The following is a 20,457-nucleotide window of genomic DNA, read 5'->3' on the forward strand; positions in this document are numbered from 1 at the left end:
TTTCGGCGGATTTTCGACCGGTAAGGAACGTTCGCCGCTAAGCCGCGCGGTCGTAGCGGGTGCCCCTCGGCTCCCGCACCCACAACTCGCCGTCGCCGGCGGTCGGACCCTGCGCCGCCAGTTCGCGTTTGAGGACCTTGTGCGTCGCGGTGGTCGGCAGGTCCGTGGTGATGCGGACGTAGCGAGGCCACGCCTTCGGCGACAGATCGGACTGCGCGGCGAGGAACGATTCGAAGCCCTCGGGATCCAGCTTCGATCCTTCGTTCAGCACCACAGCGGCCATGATCTGGTCGCCGACGTTCTCGTCGGGCACCGCATAGACGGCGACTCGGTTGATGTCGGGCAGGCGGACGAGGATCCGTTCGATCGGGGCCGCCGCGAGGTTCTCGCCGTCGACACGCATCCAGTCGGCGGTGCGGCCGGCCAGGTAGATCCAGCCGTCGGCGTCGCGATAGGCCAGGTCGCCAGACCAGTACATGCCGTGGCGCATGCGTTCGGCGGTCGCCTCTTCGCCCTTGTAATAACCGGTGAAGAAACCGGTTCCCGAAGTGTTGACCAGCTCGCCGACGGCCTCATCGGCGTTGATCAAAGCGCCCTCAGCGTCGAAGCGGGCCACCGGACACTCAGTGATGGTGTCCGGGTTGTAGATCGCGACGCCCGGAAAACCTTTGCCCAGAGAGCCTTTCGGAGTTCCAGGCTCGCGGGTGATGATGACGGCGTTCTCGCTGGAGCCGAAACCATCCCACACCAGCGTGTCGAACCGGCGCTCGAATTCCTCGATGTCGCGGTCGCTTGCCTCGTTTCCGAACGCGACGCGCAGCGGGTTGTCGGCGTCGTCTGGCCTTTCGGGTGTCGCCAGGATGTACGCCAGGGGCTTGCCGACGTAGTTCATGTAGGTGGCGCCGTAGCGGCGGATGTCGTCCAGGAACCGCGACGCCGAGAACTTGGCGGGGGCCATCGCCGCACCCGTCGCGGTCGCCACCCCCCAGCCCGCCACCAGCGCATTCGAATGGAACAGCGGCATCGACAGGTAGCAGGTGTCGTCGGCGGTGACATCGAACTTCTGCACGAGATTGGCGCCCGACATCAACACCATGAAGTGCGACACCTTGACCGCTTTCGGATCACCGCTGGTGCCGGAGGTGAAGATCAGCATGTAGGGATCCAGCGGCTCGACCTCACGGTAGGGCACCAACTCGCCCGCGGATTCCACGAGGCGCGCCCACTCTTCGGTGGAGGTGTCGAGTATCCGAACGCCTGGCAGGTCGAGGCCGTCCAGCAGCGGCCGGTGCTCCTCATCGGTCACCACGATCTGGCAGTCGGCCCTGCGCACATCGGCGGCCAGCGCCGCGCCCCGCCGCGTGGTGTTGAGCCCGCAGAGCACATAGCCGCCGAGACCGGCCGCCGCCATCTGATTGAGGAACTCAGGTGTATTGCCCAGCAGGACGCCGACATGGATGGGCCGGTCCCGGTCCACGAGCGCCAGCAGTCCAGCAGCGCGGGCCGACGCGTCGCGAAGGTGCTCACGCCACGTCCATTGCCGGTCGCCGTACTTCACCGCAACGGCGTCGGACGTTGCGTGTTCGCGAAGCAATTGCTGGATCGTGTCGCTCGGCATCCTGCTATTTTTAGCAAACAGTCAGTGAGGTGATGTATGCGGATCATCGATGCCGACGGACACGTCGCCGAGGGAGCGTCGCTCGCCGTCGAAGCGATGCAGCGCTGGCCCGAACACATCACGCCGCGCGCCGACGGGCGGGCCTTGGTTATCGAGGGCCGTAACTATCCCGAAGCCGACGGTCCAGGCGCCGGCTGCCCTCGCGAGCACGGCCTGTCCACCGCGAAGGACATCCACTATGCGTCCGCCGAGGGCGTGCTCGGTGATGCCGACCGCGATCACATCGACACCATGGTGCTGTATCCGAGCCTCGGTCTGTGCGCGCCGACGCTTGAAGATCCGGAATTCGCCGCGGGTTTTGCGCGGCTGTACAACCAGTGGATCGCGGACTACTGCGCGGACTCGAACGGCCGGTTGCGCGGTATTGCGGTGGTCCCGATCGAGCACGGTGACGTCGCGATCGACGTCATGCGCGAGGCCAAGGGCCTCGGGCTGGTGGCCACCCATATCCCGCCGGCGTTGAAGTCGCGCAACCTCGACCACCCCGATCTCGACGCGTTCTACGCCGCCGCCGTCGAACTCGACATGCCGCTCGGCATTCACGGCGCACCCGGCATGCATCTTCCGAAGGTGGGCGTCGACCGCTTCACCAATTACATTCAGGTGCACTGCATCAGCTTCCCGTTCGACCAGATGACCGCGATGACGGCGATGATCTCCGGTGGTGTGTTCGACCGGCATCCCGGTTTACGCGTCGCATTCCTTGAGGCGGGCGTGGGCTGGGTGCCGTTTTTCATCGACCGGCTGCACGAGCACTTCGAGAAGCGCGGCGACTGGATCGAGAACGGCTGGAAACGCGATCCGCAAGAATATCTTGCAGCCGGAAACATCTGGACAACCTGTGAGCCGGAGGAGCCCATCCTTCCAGGTGTCATCGACGTCCTCGGCGACGACTTCATCATGTTCGCCAGCGACTACCCGCACTGGGACGGCGAATGGCCCGAGAGCACAAGACATCTGCGTACCCGCCCGGATATCAGCGAAGGAACACGCGAGAAGATCGCCGCCCGCAACGCGCAGCGTTTCTACGCGCTCAACTGAGCGCGAAGTCGATGACGCCGCGGATGAGCTTTCCGTCGATCAGGTCGTCGTAAGCGGCGTTGATGTCGTCGAGCCGGTAGCGCTTCGTGATCATCTCGTCGAGCTGCAGCTGCCCTGACTGGTATAGCCGCGCCAGCCGTGCGATGTCCGCCCCCGGATTACACGACCCGAACACGGTCCCGACGAGGTTCTTGTTCCACAGGATGAAATCCTGCAGCGCGATCTTGACGGATCGCGTTGTCTGCGGGGTCATTCCGGTGAGCACGCAGGTGCCGCCCTTGCGGGTCATCTTCAGATACGAGTTGACGTCATCGCCCTCGATCAGCGACGGGGCGACGATGACGCTGTCGGCCATTACACCGTAGGTGAGGTCACGGACGAGGTCGGTGGCGTCGGAGATGGTGGCGACGCTGTGGGTCGCGCCGAACGTCAGCGCCGCCTTCTGCTTGAACTCGACTGGATCGACCGCGATGATCTGTGCCGCGCCGTTGATCCGTGCGCCCTGAATCGCGGCTGTGCCGATCCCGCCCGCACCGACCACCACGACCGTGTCGCCACCACGGACGTTGGCCCGGTTCACCGCTGACCCGTAACCGGTCGGGATGGCGCACGACAGCAAGGCGCTCGGCAGAAGCGGTAGGTGCGGCTCGATCTTCACGATTGAGTGTTGCGACACCACAGTGTGTTTCGCGAATGCACCCACTTTGGAGAGGTGCCCCAACGGCGTGCCGTCGGCAGTGTGATGGCGGAACGTCTGATCGGTCGGCATACCCGGCGCCATCGTCGCAGCGCCCTCGTCGCAGAGGTATTCCATGCCGGACGCGCACCAGCGGCAGTGCCCGCACACCGCGACGAACGACATCACGACGTGGTCGCCGACCGCGAAATCGGTGACCCCATCGCCGATCTCGGCAACGGTGCCTGAGCCTTCGTGACCGCCGATCATTGGAAACATCGGTATCAGGCCGTACTGCCGGGCGATCTCGTTGGAGACCGACATGTCGCCCTTGAGGACGTGGTCGTCCGAGTGGCACAGGCCCGCTGCGGCCATCTCGACGAGAACCTCGCCCGCGCGTGGCGGGTCGAGCTCGAAGTCTTCGACCGACCACGGCCCGCCGACATCGTGCAGGATCGCGGCGCGGCTTCTCATGCGACGGGACGGAAGGTCACGGGAAGGTGCTTCGGCGAACGGAACGGCATGCCAGTGATCTTGGTGTCGTCATCGGCCACCAACTGCAGGTCGGTGACGCGATCGAAAAGACTGGTCAGCATCGCCCGCGTTTCCACCCTGGCGAGGTGCATGCCGAGGCAGCTGTGAATGCCGCCCGCGAACGAGATGTGTGCGCGGCGCGGTCGGTGGATGTCGAACACCTCGGGGTCGGTCCAACGCGATTCGTCGCGATTGGCCGCACCCATACACAGGTTGACCTGAGCGCCCGCGGGGATCGTGATGCCGTGCATCTCGACATCGCGGGTGGTGTTGCGAGCCACCAACACCAGCGGCGTCTCGTATCGAATCCCTTCCTCGATCGCGGCCGGAATGAGGTCGCGGTCGCGCTGAACCGCCTCGAGTTGGCCGGGATGCGTGAGGAGAAGCGCCAGCAGGTTTCCCGAGGAGCGATATGTGGTCTCGAGCCCGGCGGGCAGTAACAGCCGCAGGAAAGAGATGATCGCCTCGTCGGTGAGTTTCTCGCCGTCGATCTCGGCCGAGACGAGGTCGCCGATGACGTCATCGGTCATCTTGCTGCGGCGCTGGTCCACCTGTTCCTGAAAGTAGGTGCCCAGTTCCACCGATGCCGTCAGTCCGGCCTCGATGTCCTCGGTGATCGAGATCAGCTGCAGCGACAGCCGTCGGAACATTTCCAGGTCTTCCTGCGGCAGGCCGAGCAGAGCGGCGGTGACGCGGGTGGGGAATTCGAACGTCACCGCCTTGACCAGGTCGGCCTCGCCGTCATCTTTGAACTCGTCGACCAGTTGGTCGCAGATCGGGTCGATCACCTCGGGTTCCCACTGGGTGAGCGCGCTCTGCCGGAAGGCTTTCGCCACCAGGCTGCGGTGGTCGTGATGCTGTTTGCCGTGCATGCCGAGGATCGTCGGCCCGAAGACCAGGCCAATCGTGTTGTTGTACATCTCCGAGCCGAATACCTCGTCCTCACGGAAGGCCGCGAAGACGCTCTCGAAGTCGAACAACGTCCAGTTTTCGGAGTTCTTGAGCTCCGGTGGCATCAGGTCGCTCTCCATGAGCGTGCCGCGCCACACCGGCGCGGTCTTGCGCATGTACGCGAAGTAGGGGTACGGATCGCTGGTCAAATCGGGCGCGTTCGATTGGTCGTGCGCATCGGTGCTGATCGTCACCTGTGCCTCCCGGGCAGCCAGCGTCTGGCGACTCTATCGCCCTATCTTTACTATTTTAGGTATTCTAGGTCAAGGAAACCGAAGGGACATGATGCAGCGTCGACCGGTGTGTGCAATCGAGGATCTGCCTCCCGGAAGCATGAAGCTGGTAGAGGCGGGCAAGTTCGGCGTGGGCGTCTACAACGTCGACGGCTCGCTGTATGCGATCGCGAACTACTGCTCGCACGAGGGTGCTCCACTGTGCGCCGGGTACGTCGTCGGCACCAATGAATTCGCTCCCGACATGCCGGATCAGCTGCGCCGTGTCCGCGAAGGTCGGATCGCGCGCTGCCCGTGGCACAACTGGGAATTCGATATCACAACCGGGGTGAACCTCGCCGATCCGCGAAAGCGGGTGCGCACCTACGAGGTTGACGTTCTAGACGGGCAGGTGTACCTGACCGCATGACCGTCATCGACGCGAACGTCCAGCCGTATTTCCGCTACAACGCCGAAATTCGGAAATACCTGTCTGCGGCGCACAAGCTGCGGTCGATCCCCGATGTCGAGCAGCAGTGGTACCAGGCCCCAGGCGGGGATTACCGTCAGGATCTCTACGGCGACGGCTACCCGGGCTCCGACCCGGACACCGTGGCAGAGCATCTGTTCACCGACGGTGGAGTCGACTACGCGGTGCTCAACCCACTGACCCGCGGCAATATCGCCGACTACCTGCTCAACAGCCGGATCTGCGCGGCGGTGAACGACTGGCTGTTGGACCGCTGGCTCGAGCCCGATTCGACGGGCCGGTTCCTTGGCACGATCCGCGTCAACCCCGAAGATGTGAAGGGCGCGGTCGCAGAGATCGAGCGGCTCGCGGACCATCCGAAGATGGTGCAGGTCGGCGTCCCGCTGCAGTCGCGTGAGCCGTACGGGAAGCCGGTGTTCGAGCCGATATGGGAGGCGGCGGCGGCCCACGGTCTGCCGGTCGCGGTGCACATCAACGGCGGCAACGGTGTAGATCACGCGCCGACGTTCGCGGGTCACGCCTATACATATCCGGGATATGCGGCGTTCATGCCGCTGAACTCGTTCGTGCACCTGGCCACGCTGATCATCGAGGGCACCTTCGGGCGGCTTCCCGCCTTGCGGTTCGTGTTCGCCGACGGTGGCTACGACATCCTCACGCCGTTGATATGGCGGCTGGACACCTTCTGGATGTCGATGCGCGACCAAACCCCTTGGGTAGACCGCTATCCCAGTGAATACCTGCGCGACCACGTACGGTTCTGCTCGTCGGCGTTCGACGGGCCGACCGACCCGGGCCAGGCCGAACGGTGGCTGGATTTCACCGACAAGGCCGATCTGCTGATGTACGGGTCGAGTTATCCACACTGGTCGACGTCCTCGCCCGACGATGTGGCCGCAGGCCTGAATGACGTACAGCGAGAAAAAGTCTTGTGGGGCAACGCAAGTGAGCTCTACGGCGTAACGGCAACCGAAGGAAGCCTCGCATGACCACTGTAGAAGAACGCACCACCGGCTCCCTGGCGCAGGACATCGCAGTGACGATCGTCGACACCGACGTCCACCCGCTGCCGGTATCGGCCGAGGTGCTGAAGTCATATGCACCGGCGGAATGGAAGGACAAGCTCTGGCCCACGGGGAATGCCGTCTCGCCGGTGCCGCACTTCTACGACACCCCAGACTCCTATAAGACGATGTCTCTTCGGGTCGACGCCGCGCCGCCCAGCGGGGGAGTGGCAGGCAGCGATCCGGACTTCGCGGCCAAGCAGCTGCTGGTCGACGCCGGGGTGAGCATCGCCATGCTGGAACCGATGTGCGACGCACAACTACCGCACGCCGAACACGTGCTCAAGGCCACGCACAACGACTGGCTGGCCGACGTGTGGCTTGGCGATAACAACTGGCATGGACGCTGGCGCGGCGCGATCAGTATCACAGCGCAGGATCCCCACGCCGCGGCCAGGGAGGTCGAGCGTTGGGCGTCACACCCGTACATGGCCGAAGTGTTGATGACACCGCAGACCCGCGGAATCCCGTTTGGCAGCCCGCATTTCGATCCGATTTACCAAGCAGCTGCGCGCAACGGCCTTCCGGTCGCCACGCACTTGATGGGCCAGACGCCTTTCGAGCTGATCCCGATCTACCCGGTGGGCAACCCCGCGCATTGGCACGACTTCTTCGCGTCGTGGCCGCTGCTGTACGTGTCGCATTTGATGAGCCTGGTGTTCGACGGCGCATTCGATCGGCATCCGGACCTGCGAGTCGTGTTCGTCGAGGGCGGTTTCACGTGGGCGATGCCGGTGATGTGGCGGATGGACCGGATCTGGGAGCAGCGCAAGGGCGATCTGCCCCATGTGCGTCGCAAGCCGTCGGAGTATGTCCGCGAACACGTGCGGTTCACCACGCAGCCACTCGAGGACGTCAACGTCGGGATGTACCGGGAATACCTGGAGATGATGGATCTCGGTGACTGCCTGATGTTCTCGACGGATTACCCGCACTGGAGTTACGACTCGCCCGAATGGGCGATCAGGCGGTTCCCGGCTGATCAGCGCGAGCGGATCATGCGGGGTAACGCCACCGCCTTGTACGGCCTGCCGTCGACGGTCAAGGCGCTGCCCGGTGAACAACCAGCCACCGCCTGACGTGTCGGACTTGGTCCGGGATTACGACAAGTGTTGGTCGAGCCTGGATTTCGTCGGGTTGGCCGACCTTTGGGAGCGCGACGGTCCGCAGCCGATTTATCTCGGCGACGAATACGCGGCGCCATTGATCGGCAACGACGAACTCGATCGGCATTGGGCCCGGATTGCGAGCCGAGTAAAGACGGCGACGATGTCGTCGACGCTGCACACGCTCGACGCAATCGACGATACGGTCGTGCGCGCGGTGCTGTTGAGTCGGTGGCGCCTCAGCGGCCGCGAGTCGGACTTCGAGCACACCGGGACGAGTTGGATCACATGGCTGCTGATTCGCCGTGGCGAGGGGTACCGGATCGTCCACCACATGGAGTCACAGGTCTACCTGACCGATAACGAAGGGCAGTAATGGATCTCAACGTGCGTCCCGTGCCGATTCCCGACCCGACCACCCAATTCTTCTGGGACTACGCCAAACAAGGCAAGCTCGCGGTCCAGGGCTTCGAGGGCAGCGACATCCGGCAACATCCGCCGAGCCCGGTGCCGGAGGTGCCGGGTGGTCCAGGCGACGAAGTCGGCGACCCCATCGCCGTGGAGGTCAGCGGCCGCGGGACGTTGTACGCGTTCACGGTCTTACACCAGCCGTTTCATCCTGGTTTCGTCGATGCCGTGCCGATGATCATCGGCCTCACCGAGCTCGACGATGCGCCAGGTGTGAAGATCTTGACGAACATCGTCGAAGCGGATCCGGACGAATTGCGTTGCGGGCTTCCGATGGAGGTGGTGTTCGAACAACGAGAAGAGTTCGCGCTGCCGCAGTTTCGGCCCCGCAAGGGCTAGTGAGTACGCTTCGGTACCCGGCGCTCCGCCTCGAGCGGCACGACCGGTTGACGCGCCGCGGGTCCACGGGTTATCGCATGCAGCCTGATCTCCGGCACGTCTACCGACGGGTCGACCGTGTCCAACCATGCAACGGCCTCAGCGACATCGGCGGCGCGGATCGCATACATCTCGAATGGCACGTCCTGCAGCATGTCGGTCTCGACGGGGCCCGGCGTGACTATGTGCACGTTGATGCCGTCGCGGTCGACTTCTTGAGCCAACGAACCCGCGAACGCATTCATGCCGGCCTTCGACGCGGAGTAGGCCGTCCTGGCCATCATCGGCTCGTGGGCGGCAGATGACGAGATGAAGATGAAGCGCGAACCCACCGTCATTTTCGGCAGCGCTGCCGACGTGACGACGAAACACGAGTCCAGGTTCGCCGACATCGTCGCCCGCCACTGCTCGAAAGTCTGCTTGCGCGCATAGGTTCCGCCGAGCGTGCCCGCCGCGTGCACGACCAGATCGATCGTCTGCGCCGCCTCCACCGCCGGTGCGAACTTCTCCGGTTCGCTCGCGTCGGCGACGACATAACGAGCGCCCATCTCCTGGGCGGCCGCACGCAAAGGTTCTTCCCGGCGTGCGGTGAGGATGACGTCGTATCCCAGTTCGACCAGCTTGCGCCCGCAGGCTTTTCCGATGCCGCCGCTACCGCCGGTGATCAAGGCCGTTCGCACGCCGTACCTTTCAGCGTTGGCGTCGCGCCAGGGCTTGCGGCGAGAGCGCCACGATGCGTCGTTCGGGATCCTCGGCAAGGAAGAAGCTTTGGGTGTCGGCGAGATGACGTGCCGACAGCTTGCGCGCGCGCTCGGCATCGCCGGCTTCGATCGCGTCGGCGATCTTCGTGTGGACAGCTAGTGCGATGCGGCGCTTGCTTATCGACGGATACTCGCCCTTGGCGGCGGTCTCGTCGGCCCACCATTGCAGGTGACTGCTCCACAGCGTCTCCAGGCTGCCGACCACCGCGATCATGGTGTGGTTACCGCATCCGCGCACGATTTCATCGTGGAACTGACCACCGATTTCGGTGAAACGCGCGCCGTCCTCGATGTGTTCGGCCATGGCCTCATTGAGCTCTTTGAGCTTGGGGACCAACGTATCGCCGCGGGCGGGGTGCTTGGCGGCCAGGGCCGCGCACATCGGGTCGAGTTCCTGCAGCGCGGTGCCGAGATCGGCGAGGGGCACGTAATCGCTTTGCAGCAACAGCCCGAGCATGTAGGCGGCGCTGGCCTTCGCAGGCGCATGCACAACGGCACCACCGCGGTTCCCGCGGCGCACCGACACCAAGCCTTCGGTCTCGAGAATTCGCAACGCTTCCCGCAACGACACCAGGCTGACGTTGAATTGGTCGACGAGCACCTCTTGGCGCGGCAGCAGATCGCCGTCGGACAGCTCACCGTCGATGATCTGCCGCCGAAGCTCGTCGGCCACAATCTCGGCCGTGCGCCGCGCGGACAGCCGACGGCGGGCCTCAGGACCAATTCCCAGTGTTGTCATGTCTTAGCAATATTAACAGCGATAGCGCTCCCAGCAGTGGGCTAACGGCCGCTATCCATCAAAAGTAACTAAGATGATAAAGATGGCCCCGACTCCGCTGGTGGATCTGCGCGTCGTCGAGATCAGCGATCGGATCGCCGGCGCATACTGCGGCAAGCTATTCGTCGACGCCGGTGCCGACGTGGTGATGGTGGAGCCAGTAACCGGAGACCCGTTACGCCGCTTCACCGTGACCGGCGCGGAGCCGGCAGACGGCGCCGACGCGCCGTTGTTCAGCTATCTCAATGCCGGAAAGCGCAGCCGGACAACCTTTTCCGAAGATCTGCTGACCCGTGCCGACGTGGTGATCGTGACGGGCACGCGGGCATCGACCAACGCACGCGGCATCGACCCTCAGCGGCTGCTCGACATCGCTCCGCAGTGCGTGGTGCTCACGCTCTCCGACTTCGGTTGGACCGGTCCGTGGTCAGAACGCCCAGCAACGGAGTTCACCTTGCAGGCGTGGTCGGGATTGACGGGCTTTCGCGGCGACCCTGCCGGACCGCCGATCTCGATCGGCGGCGAACTGGGGGAGTACATGGGCGGCGCATTCGCGGCCTACGGGGCGCTGGCCCTGCGTCGCCGCGTGCGTCATGGCGGTCAAGGCGGACATCTCGACATGTCGATGCTCGAGGCGATCACTCTGATGCAAAGCAGCGAATGGCTGCACTCTCAGCTGCTTCAGGTGCCTCCGGTCAAGCGCTCTGTCGAGGTGCCGTCCATCGAGCCGGCGAAGGACGGCTACGTGGGCATCAGCATGGTGACCGGACAACAGTGGCTGGACTTCGCCGCGATGGTGGACTGCCCGGAATTCACCGAGATTCCCGACTTGCGCTTCCAGATCGGCCGATGGGACTACCGCGACTGGATACGGGAGCGGATCGACCCCTGGATGCGTGAACGCACCGTCGACGAGATCGTCGAACTCGGCCAGCTGTTCCGGTTGCCGATCGCCCCCCTTGGCAACGGTTCGACCATCCCGCACATGGATCACATGCTGGAGCGCGGCGTGTACGTCGACAACCCAGCCGGGTTCCGCCAGCCCCGCCCTCCTTGGCTGATGTCCGCCGCCGCCCCTGCACCCGTTCGACGGGCGCCTACTCTGGGCAGTGCCGACCAGTTTAACTGGGCGCCAAGGGATCACACGGAGCCCAGGCCGACGCGCGAACTGCCTTTGGCCGGCGTGCGGATCATCGACCTGACCGCGTTCTGGGCCGGGCCGGCGGCGACGCATTCGCTGGCGGCTTTCGGGGCCGACGTGATCAAGATCGAATCCATCCAGCGCCCCGACGGCATCCGCTACTCCGGCGGCATGCGCAGCGACGTCGACGACTGGTGGGAGTACGGCTGGGTCTTCCACGCGATGAACACCAACAAGCGTTCGGTGACATTGGATCTGGCATCCGAGGACGGCATCCGGCTGTTCAAGAACCTGGTACGTCAGGCGGACGCGGTGATCGAGAACTTCTCGCCGCGGGTGATGGATCAATTCGGGCTGAGCGGCGACGTGCTGCTCGAGCTCAATCCCGAGCTCGTGGCGGTGCGGATGCCGGCGTTCGGATTGACGGGGCCCTGGCGCGACCGCGTCGGCTTCGCACCGACGATGGAGCAGATAGCTGGCCTGGCCTGGGTGACCGGCCTCCCCGACGGGCTTCCGATCGCGCCACGCGGTGCCTGCGATCCGCTGGCAGGCGTGCACGCGGCGTTCGCGCTCTTGGCCGCGTTGGAATTCTCCGAACGCACGGGTCACGGTCAACTCGTCGAAGTGCCGATGATCGAGACGGTGCTGAATGTCACCGCCATCCAGACAATCGAATTCGAGGTGTTCGGAGAGATCATCTCGCGGCGGGGCAACCGCGGCCACAGCTCGGCGATGCAGGACCTCTATCAGTGCGCGGGCGACGACGACTGGATCGCAGTGAGCGTCGGCACCGACGAGCAGCGGCGCGCCGTGGCGGACTTGATCGGCCAAGCCCGGCTCGACGAATGGCTGCGCGCGCAGAATGTCGACACGGCAGTGGAAAAGCTTGCCCGCGGCGGTATTCCGGCCGCCGCTGTCGTGTCGCCGTCGCTGGTGACCGAGAATCCACAGCTGGACCGTCGCGGGTTCTTCGAACGCCTAGAGCATCCGCGCACCGGACCGGGCCTGTACCCCACGCCGCCCTTCGCCCGGCTCGGCGGCACCGATAAATGGTTGTTCCGCACCCCGCCCACCCTGGGGGAGCACAACGCCGAGGTTCTCATCGGGCTGTGCGGGCTGACAGACGCCGATCTCGAGCGACTCGCCGAACAGGGCGTCATCGGCACCCGTCCGAAGGGTTTGTGAGGGATTCAGCGCGGAGCCGCATCGGCGGCGACATTTCACCGAGGCGTCAGCGAAATCGCCATCTCGTCGAAGATCGACATATTGTTCGTCAGGTTCGGATAAGTGACCTTCGGCGCGCCCAGGCTGATGTCATCGGCACGGCAAAGCAATTCGTCGAGCACCGCACGAATCTCGGCGCGCGCCAGCATCGCTCCAAGGCAATGATGCGGCCCGCCGCCGCCGAACGTTACGTGCGGGTTCTCGGTTCGGCCGATGTCGAACACAAAGGGGTCGTCGAAAACGTCCTCGTCGCGATTGGCCGAGCGCAACATCGACACGACGCGCTCACCTTTCGGGATGATCACGTCGTCCATCTCGACGTCGACCTTGGTGGTGCGCGTCCAAAACGCAACGGGCGTCGACCAGCGCAACACCTCTTCGACCGCACTCGGCCGGATCGCCTCGTCGGCGCGGTATCGCTCGATCTGCTGTGGGTTGGCAACGAAGGCCTGAAGCCCGGCGGCCAGAGCGTTCTTGGTGGTGTCGCTGCCGGCGAAGGTCAACACATAGAAGAAGATCTCGAGCTCATTGGCGGGCAGCGACAGCTGCTCCCCGTTCTCGTCGGTCACGACGGCGGTGGCCAGCGTGCTCCAGATGTCGTCGACGGGGTTGCGCCGTTTCTCGGCGGTGAGTTCGAACGCATAGGAGAAGACCTTGCCGAACATCTCGAGCTGGTCCTGTTCGGTCAGCTGTGACTCCGGCGAATTGGCGCTCAAGATGCGGTCAAGCGTGTCGAAGACCTCGGGCCGGTCCTCGTCGGGTATGCCGATGATGTCGCCAATGACGCTCATCGGCAGTACGTCGGCGACGTCGCCGATCCAGTCGCCGCCGCCCGCCTCGAGCAGCCGGTCGATCATGGCCGTGGCGCGGGCGCGAATACTGTCCTCGAGCTTGCCGATCGCGCGCGGGGTGAACGCGTGGGACATCACCCTGCGCCGCTTGATCAGATCCGGCGGATCCATGTGGATGATGGTCGGGAAGGACGTCATCACGTCGATCTGCTGGATGAGCGGACCGTCGACGGCGGTGAACGAATCCGTGTCTCGGTGAATGCGTTGGGCATGCCGATGCTTGGTCGTCATCCAGAAGTCGCGCTTGACGGTCTTGGCGACACCATCGGTCAGCTCGTGATGAAAGATCGGCCGGTCTCGGCGCAGCTCGGTGAACAGGTCGTCGGGAAAACCGTTCCGCCACAACGTGAAATCGGACAAATCGACCGGTGTTGTGGTGGGCATGCCCCGTCCTCACTTAGCTGACCTTGACCTAGAATGCCTAAAATAGTAAAAATAGGCAACAGGCAGGTTCCGCGAACCGCCTATTTCCGTGCGGATGGAGAAGCTATGACGGACTCGGATTCTGGTTCGGCCCTCGATCCGTCGGAGCGCGAGTTCGGGCCCAGCGGCATCAGCCTGTCCAAATATCGATTCCCGACGGGCTGGTTCATCGTCGGCTTCGCCTCGGACCTGGCTGCCGGCCAGGTGAAGCGCGCCCACTACTTCGGCGAAGAACTGGTGATGTTCCGTACCGCGTCCGGGCAGATCCACGTCCTCGATGCGTACTGCCAGCACCTCGGGGCCAACATGGGGGTCGGCGGCACCGTCGAGGGCGAACACATCGTCTGCCCGTGGCACGGCTGGCACTGGAACGGTGACGGCACCAATGCGCTGATCCCGTACAGCAAGATCGGTTGTAAGCAGAACGTTCGTGTCCGCACCTATCCCACCGCGGAGTGGTACGGCTTCATCCTGGTGTGGCATGAGCGCCACGGCCGCGCACCCTATTGGGAGCCGCCTGTGCTGCCCGAGCTCGAAACCGATGAGTACTACCCGCTGCACCCGCACACCCGGATGGTGAACCGGGTCAAGGTGCATGCGCAGATGATCATCGAGAACGCCGCCGACCCGTACCACGTGCAGTACGTACACAAGGCCGCCAACCCCGCGAACACCGCCTCGTTCGACGTCAGCGGATACCACCTTCACGCGACCGTCAACGCGAATTTCGGTGGGGGACGGGCGAAGACATGGCTGACGCCCAACGGTCCCGTCGATGCCAAGATCATCTACGACAACTACTCACTTGGGCTGGGTATTGTGCGCTTCCCGTCCGACCTGGTGGCCACCGTCCAGGTCACCGGTCAGACGCCGGTGGACGAGGACTACACCGACTACTTCTACACGCAGGCCTCGATCCGCGAGCCCGGTGACGCCGGCGACAAGCCGACCGGTCGTGCGGCGAAGTTCCTGCAGTTGCAGCAGGAAGTGATCAAGCAGGACTTTTTCACCTGGGAGAACATGAAATACCTGGAGAAGCCGAATCTTGCGCCGGAGGAGGCGCACGACTACGCCGCACTGCGCAGATGGGCGCACCGCTTCTACCCAGGTGCCGAGCCGTCACCAGACGATTTCGGGTACACCGTCGACGGTGCGCCCGACCCCGCGGCAGCGAGAGTGTGATGCCAGCCGGCGGTCTGACCGTTTCGGCGGTACTCGATCGCCGCGCCGACGAGTTCGGCGACCGCGTGATGATGTCGATCGCCGGTACTCCGGTGACGTTCGCACAGATGCGCGACCGGTCTTGCGCTGCGGCCAACGTGCTTGCCGGGCTTGGAGTCCAGCAGGGCGATACGGTCGCGCTCTTCACTGGGACGTGTCCAGAATGGGTGTACTTCTGGCTCGGCGCAGCACGCATCGGTGCTGTCACGGCGGCGGTGAACGCCGCGAGCAAGGGTGAATTCTTGTCGCATGCGCTGCGGCTGTCCCGCGCCAAGGTGGTCATTACCGACCGCGAACGCCATCCTCGACTGGATGAGGTGTCCGACAGCGTCATGACGCTGAGGTCAACTCTGGTTCAGGGTGATTCGCTCGCGCAGCGGCTACAGAATGCGTCCAGTGAGCCACCTCAAGGCCAACCGAGCGGGCCTGACGACGTCGGCGCGTTGTTCTTCACATCGGGAACGACGGGACCGTCCAAAGCGGTCGCCACCACATGGCCGTACCTGTTCAACGCGGCGAGAACCGTCGCGGCAGCATGGGAATTCGGTGAGGGCGATGTGCTGTGGACTGCGATGCCGCTGTTTCATCTCAGCGCGGCGCCGACGGTGCTGGTGCCGCTGTTGACCGGTGGCACCAGTGTGCTGGCGTCAGGCTTTCACCCGGCACAGGTGTGGGACGAGATACGCGATTGCGGTGCAGTCGGTTTCGCGGGTGCGGGCGCCATGGTGTCGATGCTCATGAATCTGCCCGCCGATCCACGTGATGCCGACGTGCCATTGCGGTTTCTGTCGGCGGCGCCGATCGCGGCAGACGTCTACCGCGACATCGAACGGCGGTATCGCTGCCGCGTCGTGACGATGTACGGGATGACCGAAGCGTTCCCCATCGCGTACAAGGCACTCTCCGATGAGGGCGTGCCGGGCACATCGGGACGGGTCAACCCGGCGTTCGACGTGCGCATCCTCGATGCTGCCGGAAATCCGTTGGGGACAGGGGAGATTGGTGAGATCGCCTGTCGGTCGCGGGCCACACATGTGATGAGCGACGGGTATGTGTCGTCCGTATCCGACGGGCCGGGGCTGCGCGTCGATCCGCATCCGGAATGGTTCCGCACCGGCGACCTCGGCGTGCTGGACGAGGACCAGAACCTGACCTTCGTGGATCGGGTCAAAGATTCGCTGCGCAGGCGCGGTGAGAACGTGTCGTCGGTCGAGGTCGAGGCGACGGTGATGCGGCATCCCGCTGTACTGGAGGCCGCCGCGGTCGGCATTCCCAGCGAGCTGGGCGAGGATGACATCCTCGTGGTTGTCACGCTGCGGCCGGGTGCCACGGTCGACTACGTCGAATTGTTGGACATCTGTTCGGAGCGGATGCCGTACTTCTGCGTGCCTCGGTATCTGGAGGTGCTCGACGAAATCCCCAAGAACGTCGTCGGCCGCATACGAAAAGACTTGCTGCGCAGCAGGGGACTGGGGGCGGGCGCATGGGACCGGGAAGCACACGGCTACGTGGTGAGTCGGTAGAGGGAGAGCACAGATGAGCATGACCTACCAACAGCAATACGTGCTGGACGGATTGGCGGGCCGCGCAGCCATTCTCAACCTGGATGCGCGATTCAACAGGCTGTACTCCTCTGGCGATCTCGCCGGCTGGATCGCCACCTTCCGCCACGCGGGAGCGAGGTTCGTGCGGGCAGGGGAGACGTATTCCGATTTGGCCGCGGCCTTCGATGGCGGCAACGGTCAGCGGCTCGTGACGGTCGACCATGAGATCACTGTCGACGGCGTCGACGCGACCCAACAATGTGTGGCATTGCTGTTCCGCAACAACGTTCTACAAGCCACCGGCACCTACCAGGATCGCCTCATCTATGAACGCGGTGGTTGGTATTTCACGTCGCGTGAACTCGAATGGGATCTCGTCACGCGTGAGAGTGCGCTGCCGGTGTGAGTATCGGCTACGAATACGTCTTCGGCACATACGAGGACGCGCTTCGCATGGTCGGAGCGCGAACGGAACCCAGGTTCGCAGGCACGGCAGTAAGTGGTTCCCGCATCCAGCATTTCGCCGCGATGGTGCGAGACCCGAACCCGGCGTACTGGGATCCGGACTTCGCACAGCAGATGTGGGGTGGCCTCGTTGCGCCACCGGCACTGCTGACCGGCCTGCTGATGCCGCCGCCGTGGGTGCCCACCGGTGAGCGGCCAACCGCGTCGATCGCGATACGCGTTCCACTGCCAGGAACCGCGATCATCAACGCGTCCAACGACGCCGAGTTTCTGACACCGATCCTGGAGGGAGACCGCCTCAGCATCGTCGAGGAAGTGGCGTCGGTGTCGCCGTCGAAGACGACACGGCTGGGCGTCGGCCATTTCATCGAGACACTCGAGACCTACTACCGCGGCGACGGCACAGCCGTGGCCACCATTCGAAACTCGTTGTTCCGCTACACCCCGGCCGGCGACTCATGACATGGGACGAGATCATCGTGCCCGCCGACCTACCCGAGGTGGTCGACGAAATCAGTTATCAACGGGTAGTGATGAACTCGGCCACTACGTGGGATTACGTTCCGTGGCACTATGACCCGGTCTACGCGACGACGCACGGGCATCCGACGATCTTCGTTAACACCATGCATGTGGCCGGATTCGTCGACCGGATCGCCACCGGCTGGGCCGGCCCGCAGAGCAGGGTGGTGCGCCGCAAGGTAACGCTGGCCGGCTCGATTTATGCGGGGGATTCGATGGTCGGCCGGGGACGTGTGGTGGCCAAGCGATGTGAAGGCACGCGCCACTTCGTCGACCTCGAAATCACGGTGTCGAATCAGCGCGACGAATTATGCTGTCCCGCAGAGGTCACGCTCGAATTGCCGGCAGGCTAGCGCCGCGCGGACCCGTCTCGAAGCCGCAGTTCTCGCGGAAAAGCGCGAGTAGCCAACGCAATAACTGCAGTCTCGGCGCTCGTTTCGTGCACCTGCACCGCATTCACTGCAGCAGAACTTCCGCTTCAGGTCACTAGCCCAGCTCCGGCAGCTTGCCGGCACTGACCGTCGACTGCAGCTCGACGTATTCCGACAACCCCTCGGTCCCGAATTCGCGCCCGATGCCGGATTGCTTGAACCCCCCGAACGGGCAGCTGGTGTCGAGCGTGTACATGTTGATGCCGTAGGTGCCCGCGCGTATTTCGGATGCGATCTGCAAACCATGGGCGACGTCTGCCGTCCACACCGAGCCCGCCAGCCCGTACTCGCTGTCATTGGCGATGCGCACGGCTTCGCGTTCATCGGAGTACTTGATCACGGTCAGCACCGGACCGAAGATCTCCTCACGTGCGATCTTCATCTGGTTCGTCGCGTCGGTGAACAGCGTCGGCGTAACGTACCAGCCGCGGTCATACGGTTTATCGGTGCCGCCCAGCACAATTCGTGCGCCCTCGTCGACGCCGGCCTGGATGTAGCCCTGGACGCGGTGCTGCTGCCGTTGTGCGACAAGCGGTCCGACGTCGGTCTTCTCGTCGGCAGGGTCACCGACCTGCAATCCCGACATCATGTCGGCGAGCGCGTCGACGACCTCGTCGTGCCTGCGCTCGCTGACCAGGATTCGGGTCTGTGCCACACACGCCTGACCGTTGTTCATCAGGCTCGACATCTTCAGATTCTTGACGGTGTGGTCGATGTCCGCGTCGTCGAGAATGATCGCGGCCGACTTCCCGCCAAGCTCCAGGCTCACCCGCTTCAGCTGCTCACCGCACAGCGCGGCGATGTGGCGGCCGGTCGCCGACGATCCGGTGAACGAGATCTTGTCGACGCCGGGATGCCGAACCAGAGCCTCGCCGGTCTCGCGTCCGCCGGGAATGATCGACACCACGCCTTCGGGTAGGTCGATTTCAGCGAGCATCTCGGCCAACCACATAGCGTCCAAAGGTGTTTCGGGAGCCGGTTTGACCACGACCGTGCAGCCGGCGATCAGTGCCGGGATCAGCTTCGGCATGATCAGAAACTGCGGGACGTTCCACGGGACGATCGCACCGACGACGCCGACGGGGGCGCGACGGACGTGGACCTCGCCGAACAGGCCCGGTCGTCGCTCCGCCCACGGGAATTCTCGCGCCGTCGCCATGATCAAATGCATCTGGGCCACCGCGCCCGTGGCCTGGCCCAGCCTGCTGAAGCTTTTCGGTGAACCCATTTCGGCCGTGATGAGGTCGGCCATCTCGTCGGTCTGGCTGGTGTAGACCGCGGCGAGCTTCTCGATCTTTTCGATCCGCTCCGCCACGCTCAGCCGTGGCCACGGCCCTTCGTCGAACGCCAACCTGGCGGCTTCGACCGCCTTGTCGACGTCGTCGGGCGTTGCCTCAGGCGTTTCCCCGATGGGCTCTTCGGTGTGCGGCGAGATGACCGACAGCCGCCGGTCGCTCGCGGGCGCCTGCCAGCGGCCGCCGATGTAAAGCTCGTCGTAGGCAAGGGATCTCATGTCAACGCCTCCTCGTAGGACTGCCGTGCCCAAGCTCGAAATTCACTGATCGCACCCTCGCCGCGGGCCAGTTGCGGCCGCTCGCGATAGATCTTGTTCTCCCAGATCGGAATGTCCTGTTCGATCTGCTTGCAGAAATCACGCGCGAAGCCCAAACCCATCCGCGACATCTCACCGCTTTCCGCATCGATCTGGACGAAGAATGTGTAACGCGCGTCGACGGATTCGCCGTCGATCGGCGTCACGGTCAGAAGCGTGCATGAGCGGCCCAGCCCCCGGTGACGCACAACGTCGAGGCCCATGCCGTACAGCTCCGAGTCGACTGCGCCCGACACCGGTCCGCGCGGAGTCTGAAAGCTGACTTCCGCGACCGCTTTCAGGCGGTAGCCGTCGACATCGAGGTCCAGGTCGCCGAATCCCGAGACGCCGTGCACGGTCGCGAAATGCGCTATATCTACTGTGTTTTCGAACACCTCCTGCGGGTGCGAACGAAATGTCCACCGCGCATGTTCGGGGGCATAGAACTCGAACGCTGCGTCGTCGCTCTCCGGGATCTTCGGCAGCTCCCACTCCGGTTCAGCTGTCTGTTCCGAATACCAGACGAAGATGACACCGGCGCGCTCGACCGTCGGCCACGCCCGAAGCCGCGCGGTGCGGTTGACGGTCTTGGCGTAGGGGATCTCCACATTGGTGCCCGCGCCGTCGAACCGCCAGCCGTGAAAGGGACACACGATGCAGTCGTCCGTGACCGTCCCGCCGACGGCGATATCGGCCCCCAGGTGGGGGCAGTATGCGTCGAGCACATACGGCGTGCCGGAGCTGCCGCGGTAGCAGATCAACCGCCTGCCGAAGTAGTGCAGGCCGACAACCTGACCGGCGTCGACATCGCGGCTGTAGGCGACCTGGAACCAACCCTTGGGGTACGGCGCGAACGGAAATCGCTTACCGATGTCATCCATCACGGCGTCACCGCCCGTCCATACCG

Annotated in this window: 20 protein-coding genes; 12 read left to right on the forward strand and 8 right to left on the reverse strand. The window is 64.2% G+C overall.

All coding sequences use genetic code 11. The features are described 5' to 3' along the window. Window positions 1-37: 37 nt before the first annotated feature. On the reverse strand, window positions 38-1,618 hold the full coding sequence (gene fadD1 / locus ACWW36_RS23460; RefSeq protein ID WP_456138348.1) for a fatty-acid--CoA ligase FadD1: 1,581 nt from the start codon (window positions 1,616-1,618) through the stop codon (window positions 38-40). A gap of 36 nt (window positions 1,619-1,654) precedes the next feature. On the opposite strand from fadD1, the gene ACWW36_RS23465 reads away from it, so the two are divergent. Further along, a complete protein-coding gene (locus tag ACWW36_RS23465) occupies window positions 1,655-2,719 on the forward strand; it encodes an amidohydrolase family protein (protein ID WP_456138349.1) in 1,065 nt (354 codons plus the stop codon). Here ACWW36_RS23465 and ACWW36_RS23470 read toward each other — a convergent pair. Both ACWW36_RS23470 and ACWW36_RS23475 read right to left on the reverse strand, forming a co-directional pair. Then, window positions 2,712-3,869 carry a Zn-dependent alcohol dehydrogenase gene (locus tag ACWW36_RS23470; protein WP_456138350.1) on the reverse strand — a complete coding sequence of 386 codons (1,158 nt, stop codon included), beginning with the start codon at window positions 3,867-3,869 and terminating at the stop codon, window positions 2,712-2,714. The genes ACWW36_RS23465 and ACWW36_RS23470 overlap by 8 nt on opposite strands. After that, window positions 3,866-5,074 carry a cytochrome P450 gene (locus ACWW36_RS23475; protein WP_456138351.1) on the reverse strand — a complete coding sequence of 403 codons (1,209 nt, stop codon included), beginning with the start codon at window positions 5,072-5,074 and terminating at the stop codon, window positions 3,866-3,868. Before ACWW36_RS23475 ends, ACWW36_RS23470 begins: the two co-directional genes overlap by 4 nt. Before the next feature lie 88 nt (window positions 5,075-5,162). Between ACWW36_RS23475 and ACWW36_RS23480 the strand changes: the two genes are divergently transcribed. From ACWW36_RS23480 to ACWW36_RS23500, 5 genes are read left to right on the forward strand one after another with little or no spacing between them, the layout of a single operon-like run. Then, window positions 5,163-5,522, forward strand: coding sequence for a Rieske (2Fe-2S) protein (locus ACWW36_RS23480; protein WP_456138352.1), 360 nt, complete (start codon window positions 5,163-5,165; stop codon window positions 5,520-5,522). Then, on the forward strand, window positions 5,519-6,571 hold the full coding sequence (locus tag ACWW36_RS23485) for an amidohydrolase family protein (RefSeq protein ID WP_456138353.1): 1,053 nt from the start codon (window positions 5,519-5,521) through the stop codon (window positions 6,569-6,571). Before ACWW36_RS23480 ends, ACWW36_RS23485 begins: the two co-directional genes overlap by 4 nt. Beyond that, on the forward strand, window positions 6,568-7,725 hold the full coding sequence (locus ACWW36_RS23490) for an amidohydrolase family protein (RefSeq protein WP_456138354.1): 1,158 nt from the start codon (window positions 6,568-6,570) through the stop codon (window positions 7,723-7,725). The genes ACWW36_RS23485 and ACWW36_RS23490 overlap by 4 nt, the downstream gene beginning before the upstream one ends. Next, window positions 7,703-8,128 (forward strand): nuclear transport factor 2 family protein, encoded by a 426-nt coding sequence (locus tag ACWW36_RS23495; RefSeq protein ID WP_456138355.1) that lies wholly within the window; start codon window positions 7,703-7,705, stop codon window positions 8,126-8,128. Before ACWW36_RS23490 ends, ACWW36_RS23495 begins: the two co-directional genes overlap by 23 nt. Next, complete coding sequence (locus tag ACWW36_RS23500; protein WP_456138356.1) at window positions 8,128-8,559, forward strand: Zn-ribbon domain-containing OB-fold protein; 432 nt, start codon at window positions 8,128-8,130, stop codon at window positions 8,557-8,559. Before ACWW36_RS23495 ends, ACWW36_RS23500 begins: the two co-directional genes overlap by 1 nt. Here ACWW36_RS23500 and ACWW36_RS23505 read toward each other — a convergent pair. Together ACWW36_RS23505 and ACWW36_RS23510 are read right to left on the reverse strand one after the other, a co-directional pair. Next, window positions 8,556-9,278 carry an SDR family oxidoreductase gene (locus ACWW36_RS23505; protein ID WP_456138357.1) on the reverse strand — a complete coding sequence of 241 codons (723 nt, stop codon included), beginning with the start codon at window positions 9,276-9,278 and terminating at the stop codon, window positions 8,556-8,558. The two genes, ACWW36_RS23500 and ACWW36_RS23505, sit on opposite strands and share 4 nt — an antisense overlap. A 10-nt stretch (window positions 9,279-9,288) precedes the next feature. Then, window positions 9,289-10,098 carry a FadR/GntR family transcriptional regulator gene (locus ACWW36_RS23510; RefSeq protein WP_456138358.1) on the reverse strand — a complete coding sequence of 270 codons (810 nt, stop codon included), beginning with the start codon at window positions 10,096-10,098 and terminating at the stop codon, window positions 9,289-9,291. Window positions 10,099-10,180: 82 nt separating this feature from the next. Here ACWW36_RS23510 and ACWW36_RS23515 point away from each other — a divergent pair, with 82 nt between their 5' ends. Further along, a complete protein-coding gene (locus ACWW36_RS23515) occupies window positions 10,181-12,463 on the forward strand; it encodes a CoA transferase (RefSeq protein ID WP_456138359.1) in 2,283 nt (760 codons plus the stop codon). A 35-nt stretch (window positions 12,464-12,498) separates the two neighbouring features. On the opposite strand, the gene ACWW36_RS23520 is transcribed toward ACWW36_RS23515, so the two are convergent. Continuing rightward, window positions 12,499-13,737 carry a cytochrome P450 gene (locus ACWW36_RS23520; RefSeq protein WP_456138360.1) on the reverse strand — a complete coding sequence of 413 codons (1,239 nt, stop codon included), beginning with the start codon at window positions 13,735-13,737 and terminating at the stop codon, window positions 12,499-12,501. A gap of 105 nt (window positions 13,738-13,842) precedes the next feature. Here ACWW36_RS23520 and ACWW36_RS23525 point away from each other — a divergent pair, with 105 nt between their 5' ends. From ACWW36_RS23525 to ACWW36_RS23545, 5 genes are read left to right on the forward strand one after another with little or no spacing between them, the layout of a single operon-like run. Further along, on the forward strand, window positions 13,843-14,958 hold the full coding sequence (locus ACWW36_RS23525) for an aromatic ring-hydroxylating oxygenase subunit alpha (protein WP_456138361.1): 1,116 nt from the start codon (window positions 13,843-13,845) through the stop codon (window positions 14,956-14,958). After that, a complete protein-coding gene (locus tag ACWW36_RS23530) occupies window positions 14,958-16,520 on the forward strand; it encodes an AMP-binding protein (protein WP_456138362.1) in 1,563 nt (520 codons plus the stop codon). Before ACWW36_RS23525 ends, ACWW36_RS23530 begins: the two co-directional genes overlap by 1 nt. Window positions 16,521-16,533: 13 nt before the next feature. Then, a complete protein-coding gene (locus tag ACWW36_RS23535; RefSeq protein ID WP_456138363.1) occupies window positions 16,534-16,947 on the forward strand; it encodes a nuclear transport factor 2 family protein in 414 nt (137 codons plus the stop codon). Between the two features lie 47 nt (window positions 16,948-16,994). Beyond that, the gene (locus tag ACWW36_RS23540; RefSeq protein ID WP_456142597.1) at window positions 16,995-17,468 is read left to right on the forward strand and encodes a MaoC family dehydratase; all 474 of its coding nucleotides are present in this window, start codon (window positions 16,995-16,997) and stop codon (window positions 17,466-17,468) included. Then, window positions 17,465-17,881, forward strand: a complete 417-nt coding sequence (locus ACWW36_RS23545; RefSeq protein ID WP_456138364.1) for a MaoC/PaaZ C-terminal domain-containing protein — start codon at window positions 17,465-17,467, stop codon at window positions 17,879-17,881. Before ACWW36_RS23540 ends, ACWW36_RS23545 begins: the two co-directional genes overlap by 4 nt. A gap of 133 nt (window positions 17,882-18,014) precedes the next feature. On the opposite strand, the gene ACWW36_RS23550 is transcribed toward ACWW36_RS23545, so the two are convergent. Both ACWW36_RS23550 and ACWW36_RS23555 read right to left on the reverse strand, forming a co-directional pair. Then, the gene (locus tag ACWW36_RS23550; protein ID WP_456138365.1) at window positions 18,015-19,472 is read right to left on the reverse strand and encodes an aldehyde dehydrogenase; all 1,458 of its coding nucleotides are present in this window, start codon (window positions 19,470-19,472) and stop codon (window positions 18,015-18,017) included. After that, entirely contained in the window at window positions 19,469-20,431 is a 963-nt protein-coding gene (locus ACWW36_RS23555; RefSeq protein WP_456138366.1) for a Rieske 2Fe-2S domain-containing protein, read from the reverse strand. The genes ACWW36_RS23550 and ACWW36_RS23555 overlap by 4 nt, the downstream gene beginning before the upstream one ends. Between the last annotated feature and the right edge of the window lie 26 nt (window positions 20,432-20,457).

The organism is Mycobacterium sp. MMS18-G62, assembly GCF_053877835.1.

Excerpts from the sequence above, each read along its gene's own strand:
- fadD1 (WP_456138348.1), bottom strand. The coding sequence starts at position 1,618 with ATGCCGAGCGACACGATCCAGCAATTGCTTCGCGAACACGCAACGTCC.
- ACWW36_RS23465 (WP_456138349.1), top strand. The coding sequence starts at position 1,655 with ATGCGGATCATCGATGCCGACGGACACGTCGCCGAGGGAGCGTCGCTC.
- ACWW36_RS23470 (WP_456138350.1), bottom strand. The coding sequence starts at position 3,869 with ATGAGAAGCCGCGCCGCGATCCTGCACGATGTCGGCGGGCCGTGGTCG.
- ACWW36_RS23480 (WP_456138352.1), top strand. The coding sequence starts at position 5,163 with ATGATGCAGCGTCGACCGGTGTGTGCAATCGAGGATCTGCCTCCCGGA.
- ACWW36_RS23485 (WP_456138353.1), top strand. The coding sequence starts at position 5,519 with ATGACCGTCATCGACGCGAACGTCCAGCCGTATTTCCGCTACAACGCC.
- ACWW36_RS23490 (WP_456138354.1), top strand. The coding sequence starts at position 6,568 with ATGACCACTGTAGAAGAACGCACCACCGGCTCCCTGGCGCAGGACATC.
- ACWW36_RS23500 (WP_456138356.1), top strand. The coding sequence starts at position 8,128 with ATGGATCTCAACGTGCGTCCCGTGCCGATTCCCGACCCGACCACCCAA.
- ACWW36_RS23510 (WP_456138358.1), bottom strand. The coding sequence starts at position 10,098 with ATGACAACACTGGGAATTGGTCCTGAGGCCCGCCGTCGGCTGTCCGCG.
- ACWW36_RS23515 (WP_456138359.1), top strand. The coding sequence starts at position 10,181 with ATGGCCCCGACTCCGCTGGTGGATCTGCGCGTCGTCGAGATCAGCGAT.
- ACWW36_RS23520 (WP_456138360.1), bottom strand. The coding sequence starts at position 13,737 with ATGCCCACCACAACACCGGTCGATTTGTCCGATTTCACGTTGTGGCGG.
- ACWW36_RS23525 (WP_456138361.1), top strand. The coding sequence starts at position 13,843 with ATGACGGACTCGGATTCTGGTTCGGCCCTCGATCCGTCGGAGCGCGAG.
- ACWW36_RS23530 (WP_456138362.1), top strand. The coding sequence starts at position 14,958 with ATGCCAGCCGGCGGTCTGACCGTTTCGGCGGTACTCGATCGCCGCGCC.
- ACWW36_RS23535 (WP_456138363.1), top strand. The coding sequence starts at position 16,534 with ATGAGCATGACCTACCAACAGCAATACGTGCTGGACGGATTGGCGGGC.
- ACWW36_RS23540 (WP_456142597.1), top strand. The coding sequence starts at position 16,995 with ATGGTCGGAGCGCGAACGGAACCCAGGTTCGCAGGCACGGCAGTAAGT.
- ACWW36_RS23545 (WP_456138364.1), top strand. The coding sequence starts at position 17,465 with ATGACATGGGACGAGATCATCGTGCCCGCCGACCTACCCGAGGTGGTC.
- ACWW36_RS23550 (WP_456138365.1), bottom strand. The coding sequence starts at position 19,472 with ATGAGATCCCTTGCCTACGACGAGCTTTACATCGGCGGCCGCTGGCAG.
- ACWW36_RS23555 (WP_456138366.1), bottom strand. The coding sequence starts at position 20,431 with ATGGATGACATCGGTAAGCGATTTCCGTTCGCGCCGTACCCCAAGGGT.